Origin of the sequence: Kribbella rubisoli (assembly GCF_004217145.1) — a bacterium.
Classification (GTDB): domain Bacteria; phylum Actinomycetota; class Actinomycetes; order Propionibacteriales; family Kribbellaceae; genus Kribbella; species Kribbella rubisoli.
Genome location: NZ_SHKR01000011.1, coordinates 1,999,102 through 2,021,321 on the forward strand (window position 1 = coordinate 1,999,102; position 22,220 = coordinate 2,021,321).

21 protein-coding genes are annotated in these 22,220 nt (G+C 68.1%); 8 read left to right on the top strand and 13 right to left on the bottom strand.

Annotation, left to right across the window (positions count from 1 at the left end; genetic code table 11):
• Positions 1 to 15: 15 nt before the first annotated feature.
• Positions 16 to 1,305 carry a phenylacetate--CoA ligase PaaK gene (gene paaK, locus EV645_RS12555; protein ID WP_242000346.1) on the top strand — a complete coding sequence of 430 codons (1,290 nt, stop codon included), beginning with the start codon at positions 16 to 18 and terminating at the stop codon, positions 1,303 to 1,305.
• A gap of 89 nt (positions 1,306 to 1,394) precedes the next feature.
• On the opposite strand, the gene EV645_RS12560 is transcribed toward paaK, so the two are convergent.
• A complete protein-coding gene (locus EV645_RS12560) occupies positions 1,395 to 2,078 on the bottom strand; it encodes a MerR family transcriptional regulator (RefSeq protein WP_130442839.1) in 684 nt (227 codons plus the stop codon).
• Positions 2,079 to 2,345: 267 nt separating this feature from the next.
• Here EV645_RS12560 and EV645_RS12565 point away from each other — a divergent pair, with 267 nt between their 5' ends.
• The 3 genes from EV645_RS12565 to EV645_RS12575 all read left to right on the top strand — a co-directional run bounded on the left by EV645_RS12565 (position 2,346) and on the right by EV645_RS12575 (position 4,127).
• Complete coding sequence (locus EV645_RS12565; RefSeq protein WP_130442841.1) at positions 2,346 to 2,879, top strand: DinB family protein; 534 nt, start codon at positions 2,346 to 2,348, stop codon at positions 2,877 to 2,879.
• Positions 2,876 to 3,394 (top strand): DinB family protein, encoded by a 519-nt coding sequence (locus tag EV645_RS12570; RefSeq protein WP_130442843.1) that lies wholly within the window; start codon positions 2,876 to 2,878, stop codon positions 3,392 to 3,394. Before EV645_RS12565 ends, EV645_RS12570 begins: the two co-directional genes overlap by 4 nt.
• Before the next feature lie 106 nt (positions 3,395 to 3,500).
• A complete protein-coding gene (locus EV645_RS12575; RefSeq protein WP_130442845.1) occupies positions 3,501 to 4,127 on the top strand; it encodes a TetR/AcrR family transcriptional regulator in 627 nt (208 codons plus the stop codon).
• Positions 4,128 to 4,288: 161 nt separating this feature from the next.
• Here the strand turns inward: EV645_RS12575 and EV645_RS12580 are convergent, their stop codons facing one another.
• A complete protein-coding gene (locus EV645_RS12580; protein WP_130442847.1) occupies positions 4,289 to 7,531 on the bottom strand; it encodes an ATP-binding protein in 3,243 nt (1,080 codons plus the stop codon).
• Between the two features lie 86 nt (positions 7,532 to 7,617).
• Between EV645_RS12580 and EV645_RS12585 the strand changes: the two genes are divergently transcribed.
• Entirely contained in the window at positions 7,618 to 8,970 is a 1,353-nt protein-coding gene (locus EV645_RS12585) for a serine hydrolase domain-containing protein (RefSeq protein WP_130442849.1), read from the top strand.
• Between the two features lie 102 nt (positions 8,971 to 9,072).
• Here the strand turns inward: EV645_RS12585 and EV645_RS12590 are convergent, their stop codons facing one another.
• The 6 genes from EV645_RS12590 to EV645_RS12615 form a co-directional block, all read right to left on the bottom strand.
• On the bottom strand, positions 9,073 to 9,702 hold the full coding sequence (locus tag EV645_RS12590) for an NYN domain-containing protein (protein WP_130442851.1): 630 nt from the start codon (positions 9,700 to 9,702) through the stop codon (positions 9,073 to 9,075).
• Between the two features lie 98 nt (positions 9,703 to 9,800).
• The gene (locus EV645_RS12595; RefSeq protein ID WP_130442853.1) at positions 9,801 to 10,244 is read right to left on the bottom strand and encodes a VOC family protein; all 444 of its coding nucleotides are present in this window, start codon (positions 10,242 to 10,244) and stop codon (positions 9,801 to 9,803) included.
• A 32-nt stretch (positions 10,245 to 10,276) separates the two neighbouring features.
• Positions 10,277 to 11,092 (bottom strand): ABC transporter permease, encoded by an 816-nt coding sequence (locus EV645_RS12600; protein ID WP_130442855.1) that lies wholly within the window; start codon positions 11,090 to 11,092, stop codon positions 10,277 to 10,279.
• A complete protein-coding gene (locus EV645_RS12605; RefSeq protein ID WP_130442857.1) occupies positions 11,089 to 12,078 on the bottom strand; it encodes an ATP-binding cassette domain-containing protein in 990 nt (329 codons plus the stop codon). Before EV645_RS12605 ends, EV645_RS12600 begins: the two co-directional genes overlap by 4 nt.
• Before the next feature lie 98 nt (positions 12,079 to 12,176).
• Positions 12,177 to 13,493: an MFS transporter gene (locus EV645_RS12610; protein WP_130442859.1), complete on the bottom strand. Its 1,317-nt coding sequence runs from the start codon at positions 13,491 to 13,493 to the stop codon at positions 12,177 to 12,179.
• Entirely contained in the window at positions 13,490 to 14,218 is a 729-nt protein-coding gene (locus EV645_RS12615) for a GntR family transcriptional regulator (protein WP_242000347.1), read from the bottom strand. The genes EV645_RS12610 and EV645_RS12615 overlap by 4 nt, the downstream gene beginning before the upstream one ends.
• Positions 14,219 to 14,502: 284 nt before the next feature.
• Between EV645_RS12615 and EV645_RS12620 the strand changes: the two genes are divergently transcribed.
• The gene (locus tag EV645_RS12620; protein ID WP_242000348.1) at positions 14,503 to 15,921 is read left to right on the top strand and encodes a S8 family peptidase; all 1,419 of its coding nucleotides are present in this window, start codon (positions 14,503 to 14,505) and stop codon (positions 15,919 to 15,921) included.
• Between the two features lie 324 nt (positions 15,922 to 16,245).
• Here the strand turns inward: EV645_RS12620 and EV645_RS12625 are convergent, their stop codons facing one another.
• Complete coding sequence (locus EV645_RS12625; RefSeq protein ID WP_198681557.1) at positions 16,246 to 17,076, bottom strand: DMT family transporter; 831 nt, start codon at positions 17,074 to 17,076, stop codon at positions 16,246 to 16,248.
• A gap of 119 nt (positions 17,077 to 17,195) precedes the next feature.
• On the opposite strand from EV645_RS12625, the gene EV645_RS12630 reads away from it, so the two are divergent.
• On the top strand, positions 17,196 to 17,435 hold the full coding sequence (locus EV645_RS12630; RefSeq protein WP_130442863.1) for a zinc-binding dehydrogenase: 240 nt from the start codon (positions 17,196 to 17,198) through the stop codon (positions 17,433 to 17,435).
• A gap of 17 nt (positions 17,436 to 17,452) precedes the next feature.
• Positions 17,453 to 18,415: a hypothetical protein gene (locus EV645_RS12635; protein ID WP_130442865.1), complete on the top strand. Its 963-nt coding sequence runs from the start codon at positions 17,453 to 17,455 to the stop codon at positions 18,413 to 18,415.
• On the opposite strand, the gene EV645_RS12640 is transcribed toward EV645_RS12635, so the two are convergent.
• The 4 genes from EV645_RS12640 to EV645_RS12655 form a co-directional block, all read right to left on the bottom strand.
• Entirely contained in the window at positions 18,398 to 19,342 is a 945-nt protein-coding gene (locus EV645_RS12640) for an NAD-dependent epimerase/dehydratase family protein (protein ID WP_130442867.1), read from the bottom strand. The genes EV645_RS12635 and EV645_RS12640 overlap by 18 nt on opposite strands.
• Complete coding sequence (locus EV645_RS12645) at positions 19,339 to 19,767, bottom strand: MerR family transcriptional regulator (RefSeq protein WP_130442870.1); 429 nt, start codon at positions 19,765 to 19,767, stop codon at positions 19,339 to 19,341. Before EV645_RS12645 ends, EV645_RS12640 begins: the two co-directional genes overlap by 4 nt.
• Positions 19,768 to 19,908: 141 nt before the next feature.
• Entirely contained in the window at positions 19,909 to 21,243 is a 1,335-nt protein-coding gene (locus EV645_RS12650; RefSeq protein WP_130442872.1) for a dihydrolipoamide acetyltransferase family protein, read from the bottom strand.
• A complete protein-coding gene (locus tag EV645_RS12655; RefSeq protein ID WP_130442874.1) occupies positions 21,243 to 22,220 on the bottom strand; it encodes an alpha-ketoacid dehydrogenase subunit beta in 978 nt (325 codons plus the stop codon). The genes EV645_RS12650 and EV645_RS12655 overlap by 1 nt, the downstream gene beginning before the upstream one ends.

Sequence of the window (22,220 nt, forward strand, 5' to 3'; positions counted from 1 at the left end):
GGTTCTCCATGCTCGGTGAGGCTTGTCCTTCGGAGTTGCAGGACGCCGGCGAACGGCTGTCCGTCGACGAGCTGCGCGCCCCGCCAGTTGTCGTTGCTGCAGGCAACCGTACGGCGTGCGTACGAGAACGTGCCGCACTATCGGACCGCGCTGGACGGCGTTGGGTTCAAGCCCGGTGATCTTCAGTCGCTGGCGGATCTGAGCCGGCTGCCGTTCACGGCCAAGAAGGATCTGCGGGACAACTATCCGTTCGGGATGTTCGCCGTACCGCGGACCGAGGTGGCGCGGGTGCACGCGTCGTCCGGTACGACGGGGCGGCCGACGGTGGTCGGGTACACGAAGCGAGACCTCGACAACTGGGCGGACCTGATGGCGCGATCGATCCGCGCTGCCGGCGGACGCGCGGGCGATGTCTGCCATGTTGCCTACGGCTACGGCCTGTTCACCGGCGGGCTCGGCGCGCACTACGGGGCTGAGCGGCTCGGGTGCACCGTCGTACCCGTCTCCGGCGGCATGACCGAGCGGCAGGTCGATCTCATCCGCGACTTCGGCGCACACATCATCATGGTCACGCCGTCGTATTTCCTTTCGATCGTCGACGAGATGTCCGCCCGCGGCCTGGATCCACGCGGCACCTCGCTGCGGATCGGCATCTTCGGCGCCGAACCCTGGACCGAAGCCATGCGCACCGAGGTCGAGGAACGCACCGGCATCCACGCCGTCGACATCTACGGTCTGTCGGAGGTCATGGGCCCGGGCGTCGCCCAGGAATGCGTGGAAACCAAGGACGGCCTGCACATCTGGGAAGACCACTTCTACCCCGAGATCATCGACCCGGTCACCGGCGAGGTCCTCCCCGACGGCTCCGAAGGCGAACTGGTCTTCACCACCCTCACCAAGGAAGCTTTCCCCGTCCTCCGCTACCGCACCAGAGACCTGACCCGCCTCCTCCCCGGCACCGCCCGCCCCGGCCTCCGCCGCATGCAAAAGATCACCGGCCGCACCGACGACATGATGATCGTCCGAGGAGTAAACGTCTTCCCCACCCAAATAGAAGAACAAATCCTCCTGGTCGAAGGCCTGACTCCGCACTACCTCTGCGTCCTGACCCGCCCCGGCCGCCTCGACGAACTGACCGTCCAGGTCGAGGCTGCCCCCGACCTGACCGACTACACCACCCCCGCAACCGCCCTGGCCCACCGCATCAAGGACCGAGTCGGCGTCACCGCGTCCGTAGAGGTCCTGGCCCCCCACGCCCTGGAACGCTCGTTGGGCAAGGCCAAACGCATCAAGGACAACCGCTAAGGACAGGAGGTGTCGCCCGATGCGTGCCACCGGCCGGTGCGCTCAGGCGGCAGCCGGACGCGCGGCTCGGGATACCTCCTGTCGTTAGCTCACAGCAGGGCGTCGGCCTGGGTCTCCAGGTGGCGGGCTTTGCGGAAGGCCGGGGGCCGGATGTGGGGGCGGACGAGGGCCTCTACCTCGAAGTCCTCCAGGTTGAACTTCGCGGCGATCTCGCGGTACGGCGCGCCGGTGCGGACCTCGGTGATGACGTCGTCGACGTGGACGTCCTCGACCATCGGGCGGCCGTGCGAACGGGCGGGGTCCACGACCACGTCGATGTCGTGGTAGATCACCAGCCGGAGTGTTGCGGCGTACCCGTCGTCGGACCAGCCGATCGCGGCCGATCCACGCCGCAGTACGCCGGGGAAGCCGCCCTGGCTGTCGCGGATGCGCTCCCAGCCGGCCTCGCGGCCCTCGTTCGAGATCTCGATCAGCAGGTCGCGCCCGTCGTACGCCAAACCGGACCAGGCGAGCGGGTAGTGCCGGCCGGCCCGGGAGCGGAGCGCGACCGCGGCTTCGCCGATCGCTTGCAGCGACAGCCCCGACCGGCGCAGGTGCCGCAGCATGTGGGTCTCGACCAGCCCGGCGAACGTGATCGTCGGCTCGCCGCGCCCCCCGCTGCCGGCCTCGAGCGCACCCGAACGCAACCAGTCGCCGAGCGTGGTGGCGGGTAGTCCGAGGTGGAGCGCGACCTCGGCACGGGTGTAGAGCGGCAGATCGAATCGTGGGTCCACGTCTCACCTCATCGCGCGGTGCGGGCGCTGTGCTGGTCCTGAGCATGCCATCCCCCGGATCTCACCTTGTGCACCCACCAACCGTTTTGCGGCCGGAAATGTGGTTGCCGGGTGCACAAGGTGGGGGTGTACGGTGCTGCTGCCGGTGGACGACACCGCCGGCGGCGGAAAGGAGGTGAGCGCGATGTCGAGTCCGACTGTTGTGCTGCCCGTCCGCCGTACCCGCGATTGAGACGGGTGGCTCCTCATCACCACAGGAGCTTTCGAATGACCGAAGTACACCGGCCGCCGCTGACCGCCGACGAGCGCGTCCAGCTGATCGGATGGCTCGACCTGCAACGTTCCTTCGTCCGGATGAAATGCCAGGGGCTGACCGAAGAAGATGCCCATCGCAAGGTTCTCCCGACCTCACCGCTGATGTCGCTGGCCTCGCTCGTGGCGCATCTGCGCTGGAACGAGTGGTCCTGGTTCCAGCTCAACCTGATGGGCGTCCCCGACACCGGCCAGACGCCCTGGACCGAAGGTGGTCATCCCGACGCCGAGATGTTCGTCGACGACATTCCGCTCGCCCAACTCCTGGACGAGTACGACGCCGAGTGCCAGCGATCCAACGACACGATCGCGCCGCTCGACCTCGGTAGCGTCGAACAAGGCCCGTACGCCGCCAAGGGCGAGGCCGCATCACTCCGCTACATCCTTTGCCACCTGATCGAGGAGACCGCACGCCACGTGGGACACATGGACATCATCAGAGAGATCGTCGACGGCAAGACCGGCTACACGAAGATGAACCAAGCATGAGGCCGCCGCTGACCGCCGACGAGCGGACCCAGCTCACCGGTTGGCTCGACCACCTCCGGTCACTCGTCCGGACGAAGTGCGAAGGCCTGTCCGAGGCCGATGCCCACCGCAAGGTCCTGCCGAGCTCGCCACTGATGACGGTCGCCGGCTTGGTGGCGCACCTGCGCTGGGTCGAGTACTCCTGGTTCAGCATGAACCTGCTGGGTACGCCGGACACCGGGCAGACCCCGTGGACCGAGGACGGTCACGTCGACGCGGAGATGTTCGTCGACGACGCACCGCTCGCGCAGCTCCTCGACGAGTACGACGCCGAGTGCAAGCGATCCAGCGACATCGTGGCCGGCTTCGACGATCTCGGCGACGTGGAGCGGGCCGAGGCGGTCCGCGACTCCGGCAAGGCGTCGGTCCGGTACGTCCTGTGCCACCTGATCGAGGAGACCGCGCGGCACCTGGGTCACCTGGACATCATCCGGGAGCTGCTCGACGGTGCGACCGGTTACGAGAAGCTGAACTGATCGGAGCCGGGTTTGGTCTTCCGCGCGAAGACCAACCCGGTTACACCTGCTCCGCAGGGTGGATAGGATGTCCGGCATCTGGCACGGGGTAGCGACAAGAGGTGTGATGAGGGAACCCTCCGTACGCCGTTATTCCGGGCGGTCAGTCGAGGAGTGGAAGGCCGCGCGCCGGGAACGGTTGCTGGCCGCTGCGCTCGAACTCTTCGGGACCGAAGGATATCCGGCGACATCCGTGGAACGCCTGTGTACACAGGCGAAAGTGTCCACCCGGCACTTCTACCACGAGTTCCAGAACAAGGAAGCCGTCCTGCTCGCGGTGCACGCGCAGGTGATCGAGCTGGCGGTCCGGAGCACCGGAGACGCGCTCCGCCGGACCGCCGACCGGCCGGTCCGGGAGCGGATCACCGCGGCCGTCGACTCGTACCTGCGGACCATCATGGCCGACCTCCGCCGCGCGCGGATCTCGTTCGTCGAGGTGGTCGGCACCAGCCCGGCGGTCGAGGAGCAGCGGATCGCGTTCCGGGAGTTGTTGATCGGCAACGTCCGCGACCTCGGCGACACCGCGGTCGAGCGCGGTGAGATCAAGCGCAAGGACTTCCGGTTCCTCGCGCTGGCGTTCTTCGGCGCGGTGAACACCGTCGTCTACGACTGGATGCTGGCCGAACCACGGCCACCGGAGCAGAAGGTGCAGAAGTCACTGCGAGACCTTGCCGTACAGCTGATCACCGCTTAGGGCCTGTCTGGTAATCCAGCGCCGTAGCGAGGAGGTGCTCGGTGCGGTGCATCGGCGCGCGGGGGCGAAGGGGTCGATGCGGAGCATCGTTCCCTTTGCACCCGTGCGGCGAGGTGCCGTGCCGCGTGCCCCGCAGTAGGCGCTGGATTACCAGACAGGCCCTAGTCGGAACTGAAGCGTTTGCGCAGCTCGGCAACCGCGTCTTCGCGCGTCAGTGCGGCGCCGGCCGAATAGCTGGCGTCGTACTTTTCGTTGCCCAGGGCATCACGTAGCCGATCGACAGACCGTTGTACGTCGCCGTCCGGGATCGACCGCATGCCCCGCAGGACCGTTGCCATCCCGATGGTCCGCGCCGCGCGCTCGGTCTCGCCGGCGGCCACGTCCACATCCACCGCGGTCTCGACGACCGACGCAAGCAGCGGCATATCCTCGGTCGTCAGCGCCAATCGCACGGACTCCCGGTTGCGCTGTTGCGCCAGCTCGAGGTCACCGGTGGCCGCGTTCGTCCGGCTCAGCTGCGCGAGCATGCTCGCCTGTCCGTGCGGCGCGACCCGCTCGGCCTCGAGGTCGAGCAACGCGTACGCGCGCTCCGCCAGGTCTCTCGACTCGTCCAAGGCATCGGTCCGGTAGGCGATGCGCGCGAGGCCCATGTAGGCCATCGCCTCACCGCCGCGGGACCCCGTCTCCTCGGACAGCCGCAACGCGCGCTCCAGGTCGGCCCGGGCACCGTCGATGTCGCCCAGCTCGATCCGGCTCATGGCGGCCCCGCCCAGCAGCTGCGCGACGCCTTCGGTCGTGCCGAGCTCCTCGATCAGCTGGAGCGCTTCGGTCAGCGACTCCAGCGCCAGGGCGTGATCACCGGTGTTGGCCTGGTAGCTCGCGAGCCCGCGCAGCGCCATCGACGTACCGAAGCGGTCGCCGAGCTGGCGGAAACCGTCCAGCGCGACCGTCAGGTTCGCCGCCATCTGCTCGACCTCGCCCTCGTTCTCGCGGAACATCGCGCCCATCATCACGCCCATGTTCCGGATCCACGGATCGGGATGCTCGCCGGCGGCCTCGAGCTCGCGGAAGCAGGTCGCCTTGTCCCGCCGGATCGCGGCCCAGACCGCGTTGGTGAACAGGCCGATCCCGGCGTCGACGAGCTGCTTGTGACGCCGGGTCATCCAGCGGACCGTCGCCAGGCCGCGGATCATCTGCTGGAACGACTTGGCCGGATCGTCTCCGCTCGACATCTGCCCGAGCGCAAGCAGGTACAGCGCCTCGGCCTTGTCCAGCGGCGCGCTCTTCCCCGGCACGGCGAGCGCGGCCCGCATCCAGTTGACTGCCTCGGCCGGGCGACCGCTCATCGTCCAGTACTCACCCAGCACGGCAACCATCTGTACGGCGACCCGCGCCGAGCCGATGTCGATCGCAGTACGGAGCGCGTCGAGCAGGTTCTCGTTGTCGGCGGTCAGCCGGGCGATCCAGTGGATCTGCTCGCCGGTCCGCAGCTTCGGTCGCGCCTGACGCAGCATGCGACTGAAGTACGCCGTGTGCTTGCGCCGGAAGTGGTCATACTCGCCCGAGGCCTGCAGCTGCTCGGCGCCGTACGCGCGGACCGTCTCCAGCATCCGGTAGCGCACGGACCGCTCATCGGCCGCGGCCTCCACAAGAGACTTGTCCACGAGCGACGCCAGTACGCCGAGCACGGACTCGGGCGGGATGTGATCGTCGCTGCAGATCTGCTCGGCCGCATCCAGCGTGGCGCCGCCGGAGAACAGCGAGAGCCGCCTGGCGACCGCCTGCTCATCCGGGTCGAGCAGGTCCCAGCTCCACTCGACAACGGCTCGCAGGGTCTGGTGGCGAGGCAGCGCGGTCCGGGAGCCGCTGGTGAGCAGCCGGAACCGGTCCGCGAGCCGGTCCACGATCTGCGGCGGGGTGAGCGCCCGCAACCGCGCGGCGGCCAGCTCGATCGCCAGCGGCATACCGTCCAGCCGACGGCAGATCTCGGCGACCGCGTCCCGGTTCTTGTCGATCAGCGCGAAGTCGGGGCGTACGGCGCGCGCTCGGTCGACGAACAGCTGCATCGCCGGGTAGTCGTCAGTGTCGTTGTGCTCCTCCTCGGGCGGCATCGCGAGCGGACCGACCGGATGCAGGTGCTCACCGGGGATGCTCAGCGGCTCGCGGCTGGTCGTCAGCACCCGCAGCCGCGGGCAGGAGGCAAGCAGGGAATCGACCAGTCCGGCGACCTCCTGGATCAGGTGCTCGCAGTTGTCGAGCACGAGCAGGACGCGGCGGTCGCCTATCACCTCTACGAGCCGGAGCGTTGCAGCCCGGCTGGTAGGGATGTGCTTCGGCGCAAAGCTGGCCGGCTGGACGTCGACGTACTCGCTGGCGCCGAGGGTGGACAGGACAGCTGGTGCCACGTCGGCGGCGTCGCCGAGTGGCGCGAGCTCTACGAACCAGATGCCGTCGCCGCTCTGATCTACGAGCGTCCTGCCGGCCTCGGTGGCCAGTCTGGTTTTGCCCGCGCCGCCTGGGCCGACCATGGTGACCAGTCGAGTCCCGTTGCTCATCAGCCGGGTCAGCTCGGCCACGTCCTCCCGGCGGCCGACGAAGCTGGTCAGCGGAGCACGCAGGTTGCTACGCGGCGCTGAAGGCGCAGGAACTGGCACGGCGGAGGACTTGGCCGTCGGGTCGATGCTGTCGCCACGCAGTACTGCGATGTGGAGGTCACGGAGCCGGATGCCGGGGTCGGCGCCCAGCTCATCGGCCAGCGTGGTCCGGACCCGTTCGTACGCCGCGAGCGCCTCCGCCTGGCGACCGTCGGCGTACAGGGCGCGGATGAGGAGCTCGTGGACGCGCTCGCGGAGTGGATGCGTGACCGCGAGCTGCTCGAGGTCGGTGATCAGGTCGCGTGCTTGACCGCAGATGACAGCGGCCTCGGCGAGGTCCTCCGCGGCGGCGAGGCGCAGCTCGCCCAGGCGGTCCGCCTCTACTGCGGCGAACGGGAGGTCGCGGAGGTCGGTCAGGGCTTCACCGCGCCACAGCTTGTCGGCCTGAGTCAGGAGGGCGTGGGCCCGCTCGGGCTCGGTGCTCAGGAGGCCGCGACCGCGGCGTACCAGGTCTTCGAACTGGAGGGCGTCCACGCAGTCCGGACCGATGGTGAGGGTGTAGCCGGCGGGACCGGACTGGACCGAGATGCTCGACTCGGTCGCGGGGAGACCGGCCCGCAGGCGGGACACCAGGGACTGCAGAGCGTTCGCGCTGGGTGCCTCGCTGCCCCACAGTCCGTCGACGAGAGTCTCGACGCTGACCGGTCGTCCGGCGCTCAGCGCGAGGCGCGCGAGCAATCCGCGCAGGCGGACGCCGCGGATGTCGAGCGGAGTCCCGTCAGCCGCCCACATCGCGAGAGGCCCAAGCACCGCTATGCGCACCCCACCAGCCTCGCATATCCAACCGACCAAATCCCCCTGCCTTTTGTCACCTACCTCCCTTAAGGTCGGAACTCGTGACAGATATCGCCGAGCAGACGCAGAACGCACTCACTCGTATCGTTGCCGAGCGGCAGTCGAAGGGCCGGGTTCCCGGGGTGGTGGGCGCTGTCGCCCGCGCCGGGAAGCTGGCCTGGTCGACCGGTGCCGGATCGGCCGACCTGGAGAATCCCGGGGTACCGCCGACCGCGGACTCGCAGTTCCTGATCGCATCGCAGAGCAAGACGCTGACCGCGGTCACGATCATGGCGTTGCGCGACGAGGGCAAGCTCACCCTGGACGACACGGTCGACAAGCTGATCCCGGGCAGCAAGCACGAAGGCATCACCGTCCGGCAGATGCTCAGCCACGCCAGCGGCATGCAGCGCGAGCCGGTCGGCGACGTGTGGGACCTGATGAAGTTCCCGTCCCGCGACGAGCTGGTCGAAGGGTGGAACGACGCGGAGCGGATCGGCAAGCCGCACAACCGCTTCCACTACTCCAACCTGGTGTTCTCGCTGCTCGGTGAGATCGTCGCGCGGATCGACGGCCGGTCCTGGTACGAGTCGGTCAAGGCGCGGATCCTCGACCCGCTGGAGATGCGCCGTACGACGGTCGGCATGGACGGCGGACCGGCGCAGATCGGGTACTACGTGCCGCCGTGGACCGACGTACCGGTCCGGGAGCCGCTGCTCGACATCGGCGCGATGGACGCCTGCGGCGGGCTCGCGTCGACGGCCGAGGACCTGGCGAAGTGGGCGATGTTCGTCGCGAACCCGGTCGACGAGGTGCTGTCGAAGGACACCCTGGACGAGATGTGCCAGGTGCAGATCATGGCCGACGTGGACCGCTGGCAGCTCGCGTTCGGGCTCGGGTTCATGTTGCTGCGCCGCGGCGACCGGCTGTTCGTCGGGCACGACGGCGGCATGCCGGGCCACATCACGTCGACGTTCGTCGACCGCGAGTCCGGTACTGCGGGTATCGCGCTCTTCGGCGCCACGTCCTCGCCGGCGCCGAGCGCGCTGGCCACCGACCTGATCATCAAGGTCCTCGAGGACGACCCGCTCCCGCCCGAGGCCTGGGTCCCCGGCACCGACGTCCCCGCCGAGGTGGCCGGCGTCCTGGGCACCTGGTTCACCGAAGGCAGCCCGTTCACCTTCACGGTCAAGGAGGGCGTGCTCCAGGCCAAGTCCCCCGCGGCCGCCGAGTGGCAGTCTCCCGCCGTCTTCGAGAAGATCGCGGAAGACACCTACCGAACCGTCTCCGGCCGCGAAACCGGCGAACTCCTCCAGATCACCCGCGACTCATCGGGCACGCCAGAGAAGTTGCACTGGGCAACCTACCTCTGCACCCGCCAACCCCTCGCCTTCGCCGACATCAACCCCCGCTAGTCCGTGTTGCCCGGAAGAGGATCGTCAGCTAGCCTCTGACTATTCCCCCAGTTGCTTCGGTGGCTGGGTGCGAGGCCCCACTTCGGTGGGGCTTCTGCTTTTTCACCACCCTGTGGGCTTACGGATCACGGATCCTCCACCGCCCGTAACGCTCTCAGGAAACTGACTGGCTCTCAGGACACCGGACCGAATCTGCTTCGCGAACGTCGGCCGACAGGTCAGCAGACGCTGGCTCGGCACCGGCTGCGGGTTGAGCAGCCCCACCACCTTCCCGAGCTCGTGCCGGACGATCCGGATCGGCTCGGTCAGGTCGGAGTCGTTACTGACGACCGCAAAGGCGTCCGCATCGTCCCGGAAGGCATCCACCAGCAGGTAGGTCGCGAGGTTGACGTCAGAGCCCTTCTCCTCGGTCTTGATGACCTCGACCGTCCGCGGCCCAGAGCTGGGCGGGTTCGCAAGCATCATCCGCGTGGGTTTGGTGAGGAAACTTCCGAGATGTACTTCCACAGTCGGCAGCGTGCCGAGCGCCCGCAGATACGCCTGCTGCCGGACCGGCGCATGCAGATTGTCAGGGCGTTCCTTCACGAGCGCCGTGAAGTACCTGATCCGCCCAAGCTCGAACCGGGGCAGTAAGAGGCTGCACATCTTCTCGAGGTTCAGCCACTTGTACGGCCGGCCCTTGAGGGAGCCGAAGTACAGGTTGAAGCCGTCGACGTACACGTTGATCCGCACCAACGCAGGCTATCCACCGCGAGCGCTCAATCTCGTGCTCTGAAATGCCCTTGTGGACAACGCAGCTTGATCTGCCCCGGGATGCCCCCGGATTCCCCTCAGACGACGCAGAAGTCGTTGCCTTCGGGGTCTTGTAGCCAGAGGTGGTCCAGGGTGGTGGAGTTCTCCATCGGGACTTCGCGGATCAGGGTGGCGCCGGCGGTCAGCAGGGTTTCGGCTTTGGCGCGGATGCGTTCTTCGCGCAGGTGCTGAGGCTCGGCGCGACCGCCGGCTGCCTGAAGGTCGAGGTGGAGGCGGTTCTTGACCGTCCGGGGCTCGGGGACCTTGAGGAACGAGATCGACGGGAGGATGCCGTCCGGGTCGGAGATCGAGGCCCCGTCGTTCCACTCGTCCTCGGGGACGTTCAACGCGGTCAGCCAGTCCTCCCACGTGTCCCACCCGCTCGGCGGATCCGCCTCGGTGTAGCCCAGCGCCGTACACCAGAAGCGCGCGACCACAGCTGGGTCCGCGCAGTCGATGGTGAGCGTCCAGTTGGTCTTCATACGACCAGTCTGACGCTCACCACCGACAGATTTCAGGTACGGCGGCGGTAGGCGCGGATCGCCAGCGGCGCGAAGACCGCGACCAGACCGACCATCCAGGCCAGCGTGATCAGCAACGGCTTCTGGAGCGCACCGCCACCCATCAGGGCACGTTCGGTGTCGACCAGGTAGGTGATCGGACTGACCTTGGTGAAGGCCTGCAGGAAGCCCGGCAGCGTGCTGGTCGGGACGAAGATGTTGCTGCCGAAAGTCAGCGGGAACATCACCAGGAAGGCGATGCCCTGGACGCCCTGGGCGGTCTTCATGGTCAGGCCGAGCCAGACCCAGATCCAGCACATCGACAGCGCGAACAGCAGCACGATCAGCATCGCGAGGAGGCCGTTGCCGACGCCGTTGTGGAAGCGGAAGCCGAGCACGAATCCGCTCGTCATCAGGATCACGATCGACAGCGAGTACCGGACCGCGTCACCGAGGACGGCGCCGATCAGCGGCGAGATCCGCGCGATCGGCAAGCTGCGGAACCGGTCGAACACGCCCTTGGCGAAGTCGTCGTTCAGACCGACTCCGGTGCCCATCGTCGCGAACACCACGGTCTGCACCAGCAGGCCGGGCAGCAGCACCGGTAGGTAGCCGCGCCAGCCGCCGCCCCCGGCGATCGCGCCGCCGAAGACGAACAGGAACAGCGCCAGGAAGATGATCGGCTGGAACGTCACGTCCGCCAGGGCTTCCGGGTTCTGCCGGATCCGGACGATGTTCCGCCAGGCCAGCGTCAGGCTCTGCTGCACCCAGGCGAACGGCCGTGACCGGCGGGCCAGGTGCGCAGGAGGTTCAAGAGTTGCGGTGGTCATCGACCCGCTCCTTCCAGTACGACGTCGGACGTCTTCTCTTCGGCGGTGTGACCGGTCAGGGCGAGGAAGACCTCGTCCAGGCTGGGCAGTCGCAGCGACAGCTCGGTGACCGCGATCCCGGCCTCGTCCAGCCGCCGTACGACGACCGGCATTGACGAACCGTCGCTCACCGGAACGCTGACGAGGGCGTTCACCACGTCGACGTTCGGACGCATCCCGGTGGACTCCGCGACGATCGCGGCGACCCGCTCGATGTGCGCGGGCTCGGCCGGGCGGACGTCCAGCGACTGTTTGCCGGCCTGGGCCTTCAGCTCGGCCGGACGCCCGGAGGCGACCACGGAGCCCTTGTCGAACACCACGATCGAGTCGGCCAGCGCATCGGCCTCCTCCAGGTACTGCGTGGTGAGCAGGACCGTGGTGCCGTCGAGGACCAGGTTGCGGATCGTCTCCCACACGCCGTTGCGGGCGTGCGGGTCGAGGCCGGTGGTGGGCTCGTCCAGGTACAGGATGCTCGGGTTGCCGACCAGGCTCGCGGCCAGGTCGAGCCGGCGGCGCATACCGCCGGAGTACGTCTTCGCGATCCGCTCACCCGCGTCGGTCAGCTCGAACCGCTCGAGCAGCTGGTCCGCGCGGACCCGGGACTGCTCCCGGGAGAACCCGAGCAGCCGGCCGATCATGATCAGGTTGCGGCGGCCGGACATGTCCTCGTCGACCGAGGCGTACTGTCCGGTCAGCCCGATGATGCTGCGGACCTTGCCGGCCTCCCGTACGACGTCGTACCCGCCGACCGTCGCGTGGCCGGCGTCGGGCCGGAGCAGGGTGCCGAGAATGCGGACCGCGGTCGTCTTGCCGGCGCCGTTCGGGCCGAGGACCCCGAGGACCGTGCCCGTGGGCACGCTCAGATCGACGCCGGCAAGCGCCGTGGTGTTGCCATATTTTTTGACCAGACCGGTTGCCTCGATGGCGACCTGGTTCGTTGTGGTCATTGGTTCCTCCCAGTGGACTTACTTCACTGGGACTACCTTCGCGCGGTGCCCTGTCACCGACCTGGCACTTGCCTGACACCCCGTGCCAGCGCGCTGTCTCAGCCCTTCAGCGGGACGACCTGGTTGGCCAACAGGGCCTGGTAGGCCTCCGGGTTGTAGCGGGCCAGGTGGCCGCGCGCCTTGCGCCGGTACTTGAGGATCTGCCGCGTCCCGATCGCCCACAGCACGTACTGGAACGCCAGCGCGAACTTGAAGTCTTCGATCGTCTGCGGCGCCCCACCGGACGAGGTGTCGAGCAGGATGCCGACCATGCCGATACAGAGCAGCGTGGCGATGAACCCACCGGTGTTGACCATCCCGTTGGCCGCACCGAACCGGGTCGCGGGGTTGAACGTCCGGGCGTAGTCCAGTCCGAGCATCGACCCCGGACCACCGGCGGCCTGTACGACGATCAGTAGCAAGAGCACGGGCATCGGCGCACGACCTGGCCAGAGCAGTACGACGGTCCACATCAGCACCGAGCCCGCGATCACTGCAAGCACGATCCACGACCGGTAGAACGGGAACCTGGCGGCGTACCGCCCGACCAGCGGGCCGTAACAGAGTCCGGCGAGCACAGGGAGGATCAGCATCGCCGCAGCGGTCGTCGGCGCGAGGCCCTGGCCCTGCACCAGGAACGGGTAGCCCCAGAGCAGTCCGAACGTGCTGCCGGAGAAGCTGGTGGTGAAGTGCGTCCACAGCCCCAGCCGGGTGCCTGGCTCCTTCCAGGCGCGACGCAGGTTCTTCTTGACCTCGTGGAGCGGCTGCTTCGCGCGACGGAGCGGTTCGTCGTACGGCGTGTCCTTGATGAGGAACAGCACCAGTACGCCGGCCACGAGGCTCAGCACGCTCGCACCGGCGAACGTGGGCGTCCAGCCGAACGCGTGGAAGGCAGCAGCCATCGGCACGGTCGACATGATCGCTCCGAGACCACCCAGCATTCCGGTCGCCTGTGACATCACCGGCTGCCGCAGTGCGGGGAACCAGGACATGACCACGCGCAGCACGCTGATGAAGACCAGTGCGTCGCCAACACCCAGTACTGCGCGTGCAGCGAGTGCGGCGGGGTAGGAATCGACCAGGCTGAATGCGGACTGCGCTACGAACAGCAGGCCGGACGCAGCGATCAGCAAGCGCTTGGAGCCGTACCGATCGAGCAGGATGCCGACGGGCACCTGCATGGCGGCGTACACCGTGAGCTGTACGACGGTGAAGCTGGCCAGGGCGGATGCGGAGATGTGGAAGCGCTCAGCGGCCTGCAGGCCAGCCACGCTCATCGAGCCGCGGTGCAGCACCGTGACGAGGTACGTCAGGACGGCAGTGGCCCACACCGCCCAGGCTCGCCGACCGCCCAGGGGGAAGAGGAGTTCGGTCACCGAGTGCCCCGCAGATCATTGGCGGCCTCGGCGATATGCGCGATGACGAGCTCACGGAACCGCTTGACGCTGTTGCCGCCGAGCGCGTCGATCATCTCCTGGTGCGCGGTGATCGACTTGTCCATCCGGGCCGGCTGCACCTCGATACCTGGCACGCCCATCCGGACCTGACGGTCACGCAGGCTGTTGTAGAGCTTGGCGAGGATTTCGTTGCCGGCGGCACCGACGATGGCCTCGTGGAAAGCCCGGTCGGCCTCCAGGAAGCTCTTCGCGTCGCCCGCCTTGCGGTGCGCGCGCATCTCGTCGACGCGCTGGGTCAGCCGCTCGATCAGCTGCTTGCGCCGCGGCCACACTTTGGCGGCAGCGTGCGTCTCGAGCAGCTCGCGGGCCTCGAGGACGTCCTCGATCTCCTGCGGCAGCACAGGCAGGACCAGCGCGCCCTTCTTCGGGTACAGCTTGACCAGCCCGGATTCCTCCAGGCGGAGCAGGGCCTCGCGGACCGGCGTACGGGAGACTCCGACCGCGGTGGCGAGCTCGCCCTCGGTCAGCAGCGCGCCGCCTGGGTAAGCCCGATCCAGGATCGCTGCCTTCACGTACGCATACACGCGCTCGGCCGCGGGGATCTTCTCCACCCCCGGCGCGGCCTCGACCACCACCCGCGCGATCTCGGCCGTTTCGTCTCCCAGAATCAACGCATCACTCGCCGGCTCCGGCGCCCCGCTCACCACTGAACTCCCCACCCATACGACTGGTATCTCTGTTGTATCTATCTTACACACACAGCTAATCCACCGGCGAGGCCGGTTATTCCCCAACTTGTCCACGAGTTATCCACAGGCAGATCCACAGCATGTGGGCAACTGAGCGTGACCTGGTGGACGCTCGGTAGTGACGAATGCAGGGTTTCCCCTGCGTTGTGGATGAGGAACTCCCTCGGTCCGGAATCCGCTCTAGAGTCGCCGGATACGGCCCGGGCCCGTCCGCCCGGGCCCCGCCCCGAGGAGGCAGCGTGTCCCGAATTCCCCGTCCCCGCCGGGTGTCCGCCGGCCTGGCCGCGGTCACGCTGGCGCTGACGTCCCTCAGCGCCGCCACGGCGTACGCCGCACCGCTCGACGACCCCACACCCGGGCCTCTGATGAACTACGTGATCAACACCAAGGCCTCGCCCGGACACGTCCGGAAGGTCGAGGACGCGGTGAAGCACGCCGGCGGGACGGTGCTCTCGTCGTACCGGGAGTTCGGGGTGGTGGTCGCGCAGTCGACCAACGCGAACTTCAAGGTCGACGTGCGCGCCGGACGCAACGGGCGCGAGGTGCAGTCCGTCGGCGCTACGCGGACTGCCGCAGTCAGTGAGGGCCCGTCGGGCGGGTTGAGCTCCGTCGGCTCCGTCGATGAGACCACGGCGACGCCGGTGCTCGATCCGCAAGAGGGCTCGCAGTGGGACATGGTCCAGATCAAGGCGGACCAGGCCCACAACGTGACCGACGGCTCGCGGCGCGTGCTGGTCGGCATCAACGACAGCGGCGTGGACGACACCCACCCCGACCTCGCGCCGAACTTCGACGCGCGCGACTCGGTCAGCTGCGTGAAGAACGGCGTACCGGATCAGACGCCGGGCATCTGGCGGCCGACGACCAGCCCCCACGGCACACACGTCGCGGGCACAGTCGCCGCCGCGCGGAACGGGATCGGCATCGTCGGCGTGGCGCCGGGTGTGCGGATCGCGTCGGTCAAGGTCGTGAACGACGCCGGCTTCATCTACCCGGAGTACTCGATCTGCGGGATCGTGTGGGCCGCCGAGCACCACATGGACGTGACGAACCACAGCTACTTCATCGACCCGTTCCAGTTCTGGTGCAAGGACAACGGCGACCAGGGCGCGGTGCAGGAAGCAGTGCGGCGCGCGTACGCATGGGCCGCTGACCGCGGGACGCTGTCCGTCGCCGCAGCCGGCAACTCGAACTACGACCTGGCCAACAAGACCACCGACACCACCAGCCCGAACGACTCGACCCCGGTCAGCCGGACGATCAACAACAACTGCCTCGACATGCCGACCGAGCTCCCCGGCGTCATCACCGTCGCCAGCACGACCCAGTTGCGCGTGAAGAGCAGCTTCTCGAACTTCGGCCTCCACAAGATCGACGTCGCAGCCCCCGGTAGCTCGATCCTGTCGACGCTGCCCGGCGGCGGCTACGGCCTGATGAGCGGTACGTCGATGGCCTCGCCGCACGTCACCGGCATCGCCGCCCTGCTCAAATCCACCCACCCGTGGTGGGGCCCGCGCGACCTCGAACGAGCCCTCCAACGCGAGGCCGACGACACCGCCTGCCCCACCACCCCCGACCCCCGCTGCACCGGCACCACCGCCAACAACGCCTTCTACGGCGAAGGCATCGCGGACGCCCTCGACGCCGTCCACCGCTAAAGCCGAGTGGGGGTCCACCGCCCGGGACCCCCACTCACCAACTTTCACGACCGCCCCGCGGGTGCCGCCCATCCACGCCTCGACCGGACCCGCTCTAGCCAGGTTCGTTTGCGCGCAGCACGCCAAACTGCCGCACTGTGAATAGGCGGCGGGGACTGTGGACATGCAATAGCTTGTCCACAGTCCCCAGCGGGTATCTCCAGTTGATCCTTAGCCGGTCACGAACCGACGTCCCGCAGTCGAGGAGCGGCGTGGAGCACGGCGCGAAGGAGCCGCGACGAGCACGTCGATGGGCGGACCAGACCTCCCGGGCCGGCTGCAGGTCTAGCCGAGGGTGATGAGGACGATGCCGGTTACTACTACGGCCGCGGCTGCGGCTCGTTTGGGGCCGAAGCGTTCGTTGAAGAAGAGGGTGCCGATGAGGGCTCCGAAGATGATGCTGGTTTCGCGGAGGGCGGCGATGGCGGCCAGGGTGCCTCGGGTTTGGGCCCAGAGGACGAGGCCGTACGCGGCCATCGAGACGACCCCGCCGAACAGGCCCGAGAAGATGGCGGGTTTCGGCAGGTTGAAGGCTTGTGGGCCGCGCCACAACACGACGGCCAGCGGGACCGCGAAGCCTTGGAGCATGAAGACCCAGCCCATGTACGTCGCGACGGGCATCTTGTGGACGGCGACCCCGTCGACGACCGTGTACGACGCGATCATCAGGCCGGTGCCGAACGCGGCGAGCAGCGCCGGTACCTGACGACGACCAGGTCGGCCGATGAACACGAGGCCGATCAGCCCGGCGGAGATCAGCAGTACGCCGGCCAGCTCGATCACAGCAAGGTGTTGGTGCAGTACGACGATCGACACCACCGCCACCACCCACGGCGAGGTACCGCGGGCCAGCGGATACATCTGACTGAACTGACCGAGCTGGTACGACGCGAGCAACCCACCCAGATAAGCAAGGTGCAGCAGCGCCGACGCAACGATGTATCCCCACGTGCCGGCCGGCGGCAGACCCGTCAGCAGGATGGCGACAAGCCCGATGACCCCGGCCGCGAGTTCGAACAACGCCAGCCCCGCGACCCGATCCGGTGCCCCATGCGCCATCGCATTCCACGTCGCATGGAGAACCGCGGCCCCCAGCACCACAAAGATCACCAGCACTGCCCCACCTTCTCACCGCCGATCCGAGAAGGCAGCCGGATTATGCCGGCCGCAGAGCGAGGTGCTCGTCGAGGTGCACGCCGCGGGGGTCAATCCGGTGGACTGATACAGCCGCGCAGATGAGGCGCACCTCGGGTCACGGCCGCTGGCTGGAGTTCATGGGCCCCGGCGGGATCCTGGTCGGCGTACTGAGCGGTGTGCCCGACGAGTTGGCGCAGGTGGCCAAGGCCAGCGGCGTGCGCTCCGGCCGTCTGCTGGTGCATGTCGAGCAGACGCTCCCACTCGAGCACGCACCCGACGCCGACCGCTTGGGCGAATCCGGCCGAGTCGCCGGAAAGCTCGTGCTCGCAGTCCGCTGACAGTCGATGATGATCCCGTGGACTACTCCGTCGAGCAGCGTTTCTACGATGCGGCGGCCCGTCGTACCTCCGACGCGACCGGCTTCATCGACGTGGCCGCGCGATTTCTTGCCGAAGGCCTCGACTCCCAGGCGCTGCGCGAGCTGGCCGGCGTGCCTCGCTCAACCCGTTCGAAGGAGCTCCGCGGGCTGGTGCAGACCGCGCTGGCTGAGCTCTCGATCCCGCGTCCAACCCGCGATTCGCCCGGTCAGAAGGTGACTCAGGACGGCACTACCTACGCCCGGCTGCCCACCGACGAGGTGCGCTTCGAGATCGTCCCGGCACGCGAGCTGGAGCGGTCGTACGAGGTTCTCGTGTACGTCAACGACTTCGAGATCACCGAGGCCGGCGCCGGGATGGGTATGCACCCGTTCGATCTGATCGTCCCGGCGAACCAGCTCCTCGCGACCGCGGAGCCGCGGCGCGTCGTGGTTGCCCGGTGTACCTGTGGTGAGCCGGGCTGCGGCTCAACCGAAGCACTGATCACCCGCGACGGCGACGCGGTGCATTGGGACTGGTACGTCGATGTGCCCTTCGATCACGGCGTCTCGTTCGATGCCGCGGCGTACGACGCCGCGATCGAGCACCTCGCGGCCGACCAGAGTTGGCAGCGGCCGGTCGACACGGTGTCGCGGCTGGTGCTCGAGGGCGTGGATCGCGATGGGGTCAGCAGCATCGGGCTCGAGCTGAGTTGGGCCGCGGCGGATCATCGGGATCCGGACAAGTTCTTGGTGGCGCTGTTCGCTCCGGCCGAGAAGTTCCAGGTGTTCCTGCGGTTCCAGCTGCGCGGACGACCGCCTGAGGAGGTTGCCGACGAGGTGATGCGGAGGCTCCGCACGTCGCCGCGGAGTTGGTCTGCGACCTTCCATTCGATGGTCGTCGGTAAGCGGGGTCGGCCCTCGATGGCCGGCTGGCGGTGGCGTTCAGAGGATCCCCGGTAGCAGGCCGAGGTCGCGGAGGCTTTCTGCGGTTTCGAGGATGGTGGTTTTGACGTCGCGGGGTTGCCAGGCGAGTTCGGTTCGGGCTCGGTCGTTGTGGATGATCGGGCGTGGGAGGTCCGGCCCCGGAGCCTCTTCGGTGGGCGCAGGTGGGCCCAGGATCTGGGCGATCTCGAGGAAGCTGACCGTCGGACCGTTGGCTACGGCAAGGAAACGCTTGCCTGCGGCATCGGGTGCGGCCATGGCGCGTACGTGGAGGTCGGCGACGTCGCGTACGTCGACCACGCCGAAGCGCGCTCGTGGCGCCACCGGCATCGTGCCGTCGAGCATCATTTTGATCAGCTGGGTCGACGAACGCAGATTCGTGGTGAGCGTCGGGCCGAAGATGCCGGTCGGGTTCACGACCACGAGTTCGGTGTCGGCGCCGGCCATCAGGTCCCACGCTGCCCGCTCGGCGATCGCTTTCGAGCGTGGGTACGGCGCGAGGCCCGGCGTATCGGGATCCGTCCAATCCTCCTCGGTGAACTCGGCGCCCGGCTTCGGTGTGTACCCGACGGCCGCGAACGACGACGTCAGTACGACGCGCCGCGCGCCGGCATCACGCGCCGCCCGCAGTACTCGCAGCGTGCCCTCGCGCGCCGGGACGATCAGCTCGTCGGCATCGTCGGGCTGCGTGACCGGGATCGGCGACGCCACGTGGTGGACTTCCGAGCAACCCGCCACCGCAGCGGACCAGCCGTCGTCGGACATCAGGTCCGCGATGACGATCTCCAGTCCCGCATCGTCCGCAGCACCTCGGCGTACGGCGGCGCGCAGCTCGGCGCTGCGGGATGTCGAGCGCACCGTCGTACGGACCTCGTGCCCGTCCCGAAGGAGCAAAGCGATCAGGTGGGTGGCCAGGTATCCCGAGCCGCCGGTGACCAGGATCATCGCAGTACCTCAACCACGTCTATGAGGCGTTCGATGGCCTTCGCCTCGGCGGTGTCGTCGCCGCGGTCGCGGGCGTCCCAGAGCGCGGCCTTCTCGCGGAGGTACTCGAGCCGGACGCGTTGCGCGGCGATCTCGGCCTCGATCCGCTCCGCGTGCCGCAGCAGCAGGTCACGCTGCTCGGCCGCCGCCTCGCGACCGCGGATCCGGTTGGCGAGGTACGTGCGCATGTCGCCGATGCCCACGCCGGCGGCGCGCAGACACGCGAGTGCCTCGAGTGTGTCCACGTCGGTGTCGCCGTACCGGCGGTGGCCGCTGCTGGTGTCGCGGGAGATGGGGCCGACCAGGCCGACGTCCTCGTAGTAACGCAGCGTGGGCTCGCTCAGCCCGCTCCGCTGCGCGACCTCCTGAATGGTGAAGCTCGTCATGTGACCCACGGTCACACACCTCAAGCGCTTGAGGTCAACGGAACATTTCTGCCATCCAGCGCACCATTGTTTCCGCAAACCCCGCCCGGAGCGTGCGGAGGCCCGGGCGGGTGACGCCCGGGCCTTCGTCGAACGTGCAGGTCAGAACATCAGCGCGCGGGCTGGGTCCTCGAGGATGCTTGCTACGTCGGAGAGGAAGATCGAGCCCTTCTCGCCGTCGATCAGGCGGTGGTCGAAGGACAGCGAGAGCGTGGTGATCGAGCGCGGGACGATCTCGTCGTCCACCACCCAGGGCTGCTTGCGGACCGCGCCGAACGCGAGGATCGCGGCCTCGCCCGGGTTGATGATCGGCGTACCGGCGTCGACGCCGAACACGCCGACGTTGGTGATCGTGAACGAGCCGCCGGCCTGGTCCGCCGGTTGCGTCTTGCCCTCGCGGGCGGTGGCGACCAGGTCGTTCAGGGCCTTGCACAGGTCCGGCAGGGTGAGCGAGTCGGCGCCCTTGATGTTCGGGACGATCAGCCCGCGCGGGGTGGCCGCGGCGATGCCGAGGTTGACTGCGCCCTTGTACACGATCTCCTGCGCCTGCTCGTCCCACGCCGCGTTGATGATCGGCGTACGACGGGCCGCGAGCGTGACCGCCTTTGCGACGATGAGCAGCGGCGAGACCCGGAGGTCGCGGAACGCCTTGTCGGCCTTCAACCGCTCGACCAGCTCCATCGTGGCGCTGACGTCGACGGTGATCCACTCGGTCACATGCGGCGCGGTGAACGCACTGGCAACCATCGCCTGCGCCATCACCTTCTGCACACCCTTCACCGGCACGCGGGTGTCGCCCTGCGCACTCACCACAGGTGCAGCTTCGTACGCCGGTTCAGCCGGAGCCGCCACATGACCCTCGACATCGGCCCGGGTGATAATCCCACCCGGCCCACTCGCGGTCACCGCAGCCAGATCAATCCCCAGATCCTTGGCCAGCTTGCGAACCGGCGGCTTGGCCAGCACGTGCACCGACCCGGCCTGTTCATTGCTCTTAGCAACAACCGGTTCGGGAGCAGGTACAGGAGCGGGTGCAGGCGCAGCTACCGGATCCGGACCAGCTGACTTGCGGGCTCGGCGTTTGGCTTCGGTGGTTTTGGGGCCGTAGCCGACCAGGACCGCGGTGCGGCCGCCGGTTTCCTCGGCCGGCTCGGGGACGGTGGGGACCATGTCGTCGGCCAGAGCCTCGGCCGGCGAATCGGTTTCCACCGAGATGATCGGGGTGCCGACGTCTACCGTTTCGCCCTCGGGGACCAGGAGGTCCTTCACGACCCCGGCAAACGGAACCGGCAGCTCGACGAGCGACTTCGCGGTCTCGATCTCGACGATGGTGTCGTTGAGCTTGACGGTGTCGCCGGGCTTGACCTTCCAGCTGACGATCTCGGCCTCGACCAACCCTTCGCCGACGTCCGGGAGGCGGAACTGCTGGATGCCCATCAGTACCCCATCACGCGGTCGACGCCGTCCAGCACCCGGTCCAGGTCCGGCAGGTAGTCGTCTTCCATCCGCGACGGCGGGTAAGGCGTGTCGTACCCGGTGACGCGCAGTACGGGAGCCTCGAGGTGGTAGAAGCACTCCTCGGTCACCCGCGCGGCGATCTCAGATCCGGTGCCGAGCGACAGCGGCGCCTCGTGCACCACCAGCGCCCGCCGGGTCTTCTTGACCGACGCGAAGATCGTCGCGAGGTCCAGCGGCGCGATCGTCCGCAGGTCCACGACCTCGAGGTTGCGTCCGTCCTCGACCGCGGCCTCGGCCGCCTGCAGGCAGGTCTTCACCATCGGGCCGTAGCAGAACAGCGTCGCGTCGGTGCCCTCACGGACCACCTTCGCCTGGTGCAGCGGCTGCACGGGCGGCACGGACTCGTCCAGCTCCGCCTTCTCGTGGTACCGGCGCTTCGGCTCGAAGAACACGACCGGGTCGTCGGACGAGATCGCCTGCTGGATCATCCAGTACGCGTCCACCGGGTCGCCGCACGAGACGACCTTGAGCCCGGGCACGTGCGCGAACAGCGTCTCCGGCGACTCCGAGTGGTGCTCGACCGCACCGATGCCACCGCCGTACGGGATCCGGATGACGACCGGCATCTTGATCCGGCCTTCGGAGCGGTAGTGCATCTTCGCGACCTGGTTGATGATCTGGTCGTACGCCGGGAACACGAAGCCGTCGAACTGGATCTCGCAGACCGGCCGGTATCCGCGCAGCGCCAGGCCGACCGCGGTGCCGATGATGCCGGACTCGGCCAGCGGGGTGTCGATGACGCGGTCCTCGCCGAAGTCCTTCTGCAGGCCTTCGGTGACGCGGAAGACACCGCCGAGCTTGCCGATGTCCTCCCCCATGATGACGACCTTCGGGTCCTTCTCCATCGCGGCCCGAAGGCCCGCGTTGATGGCCTTGCCGAGAGTGATCTTGGTCAT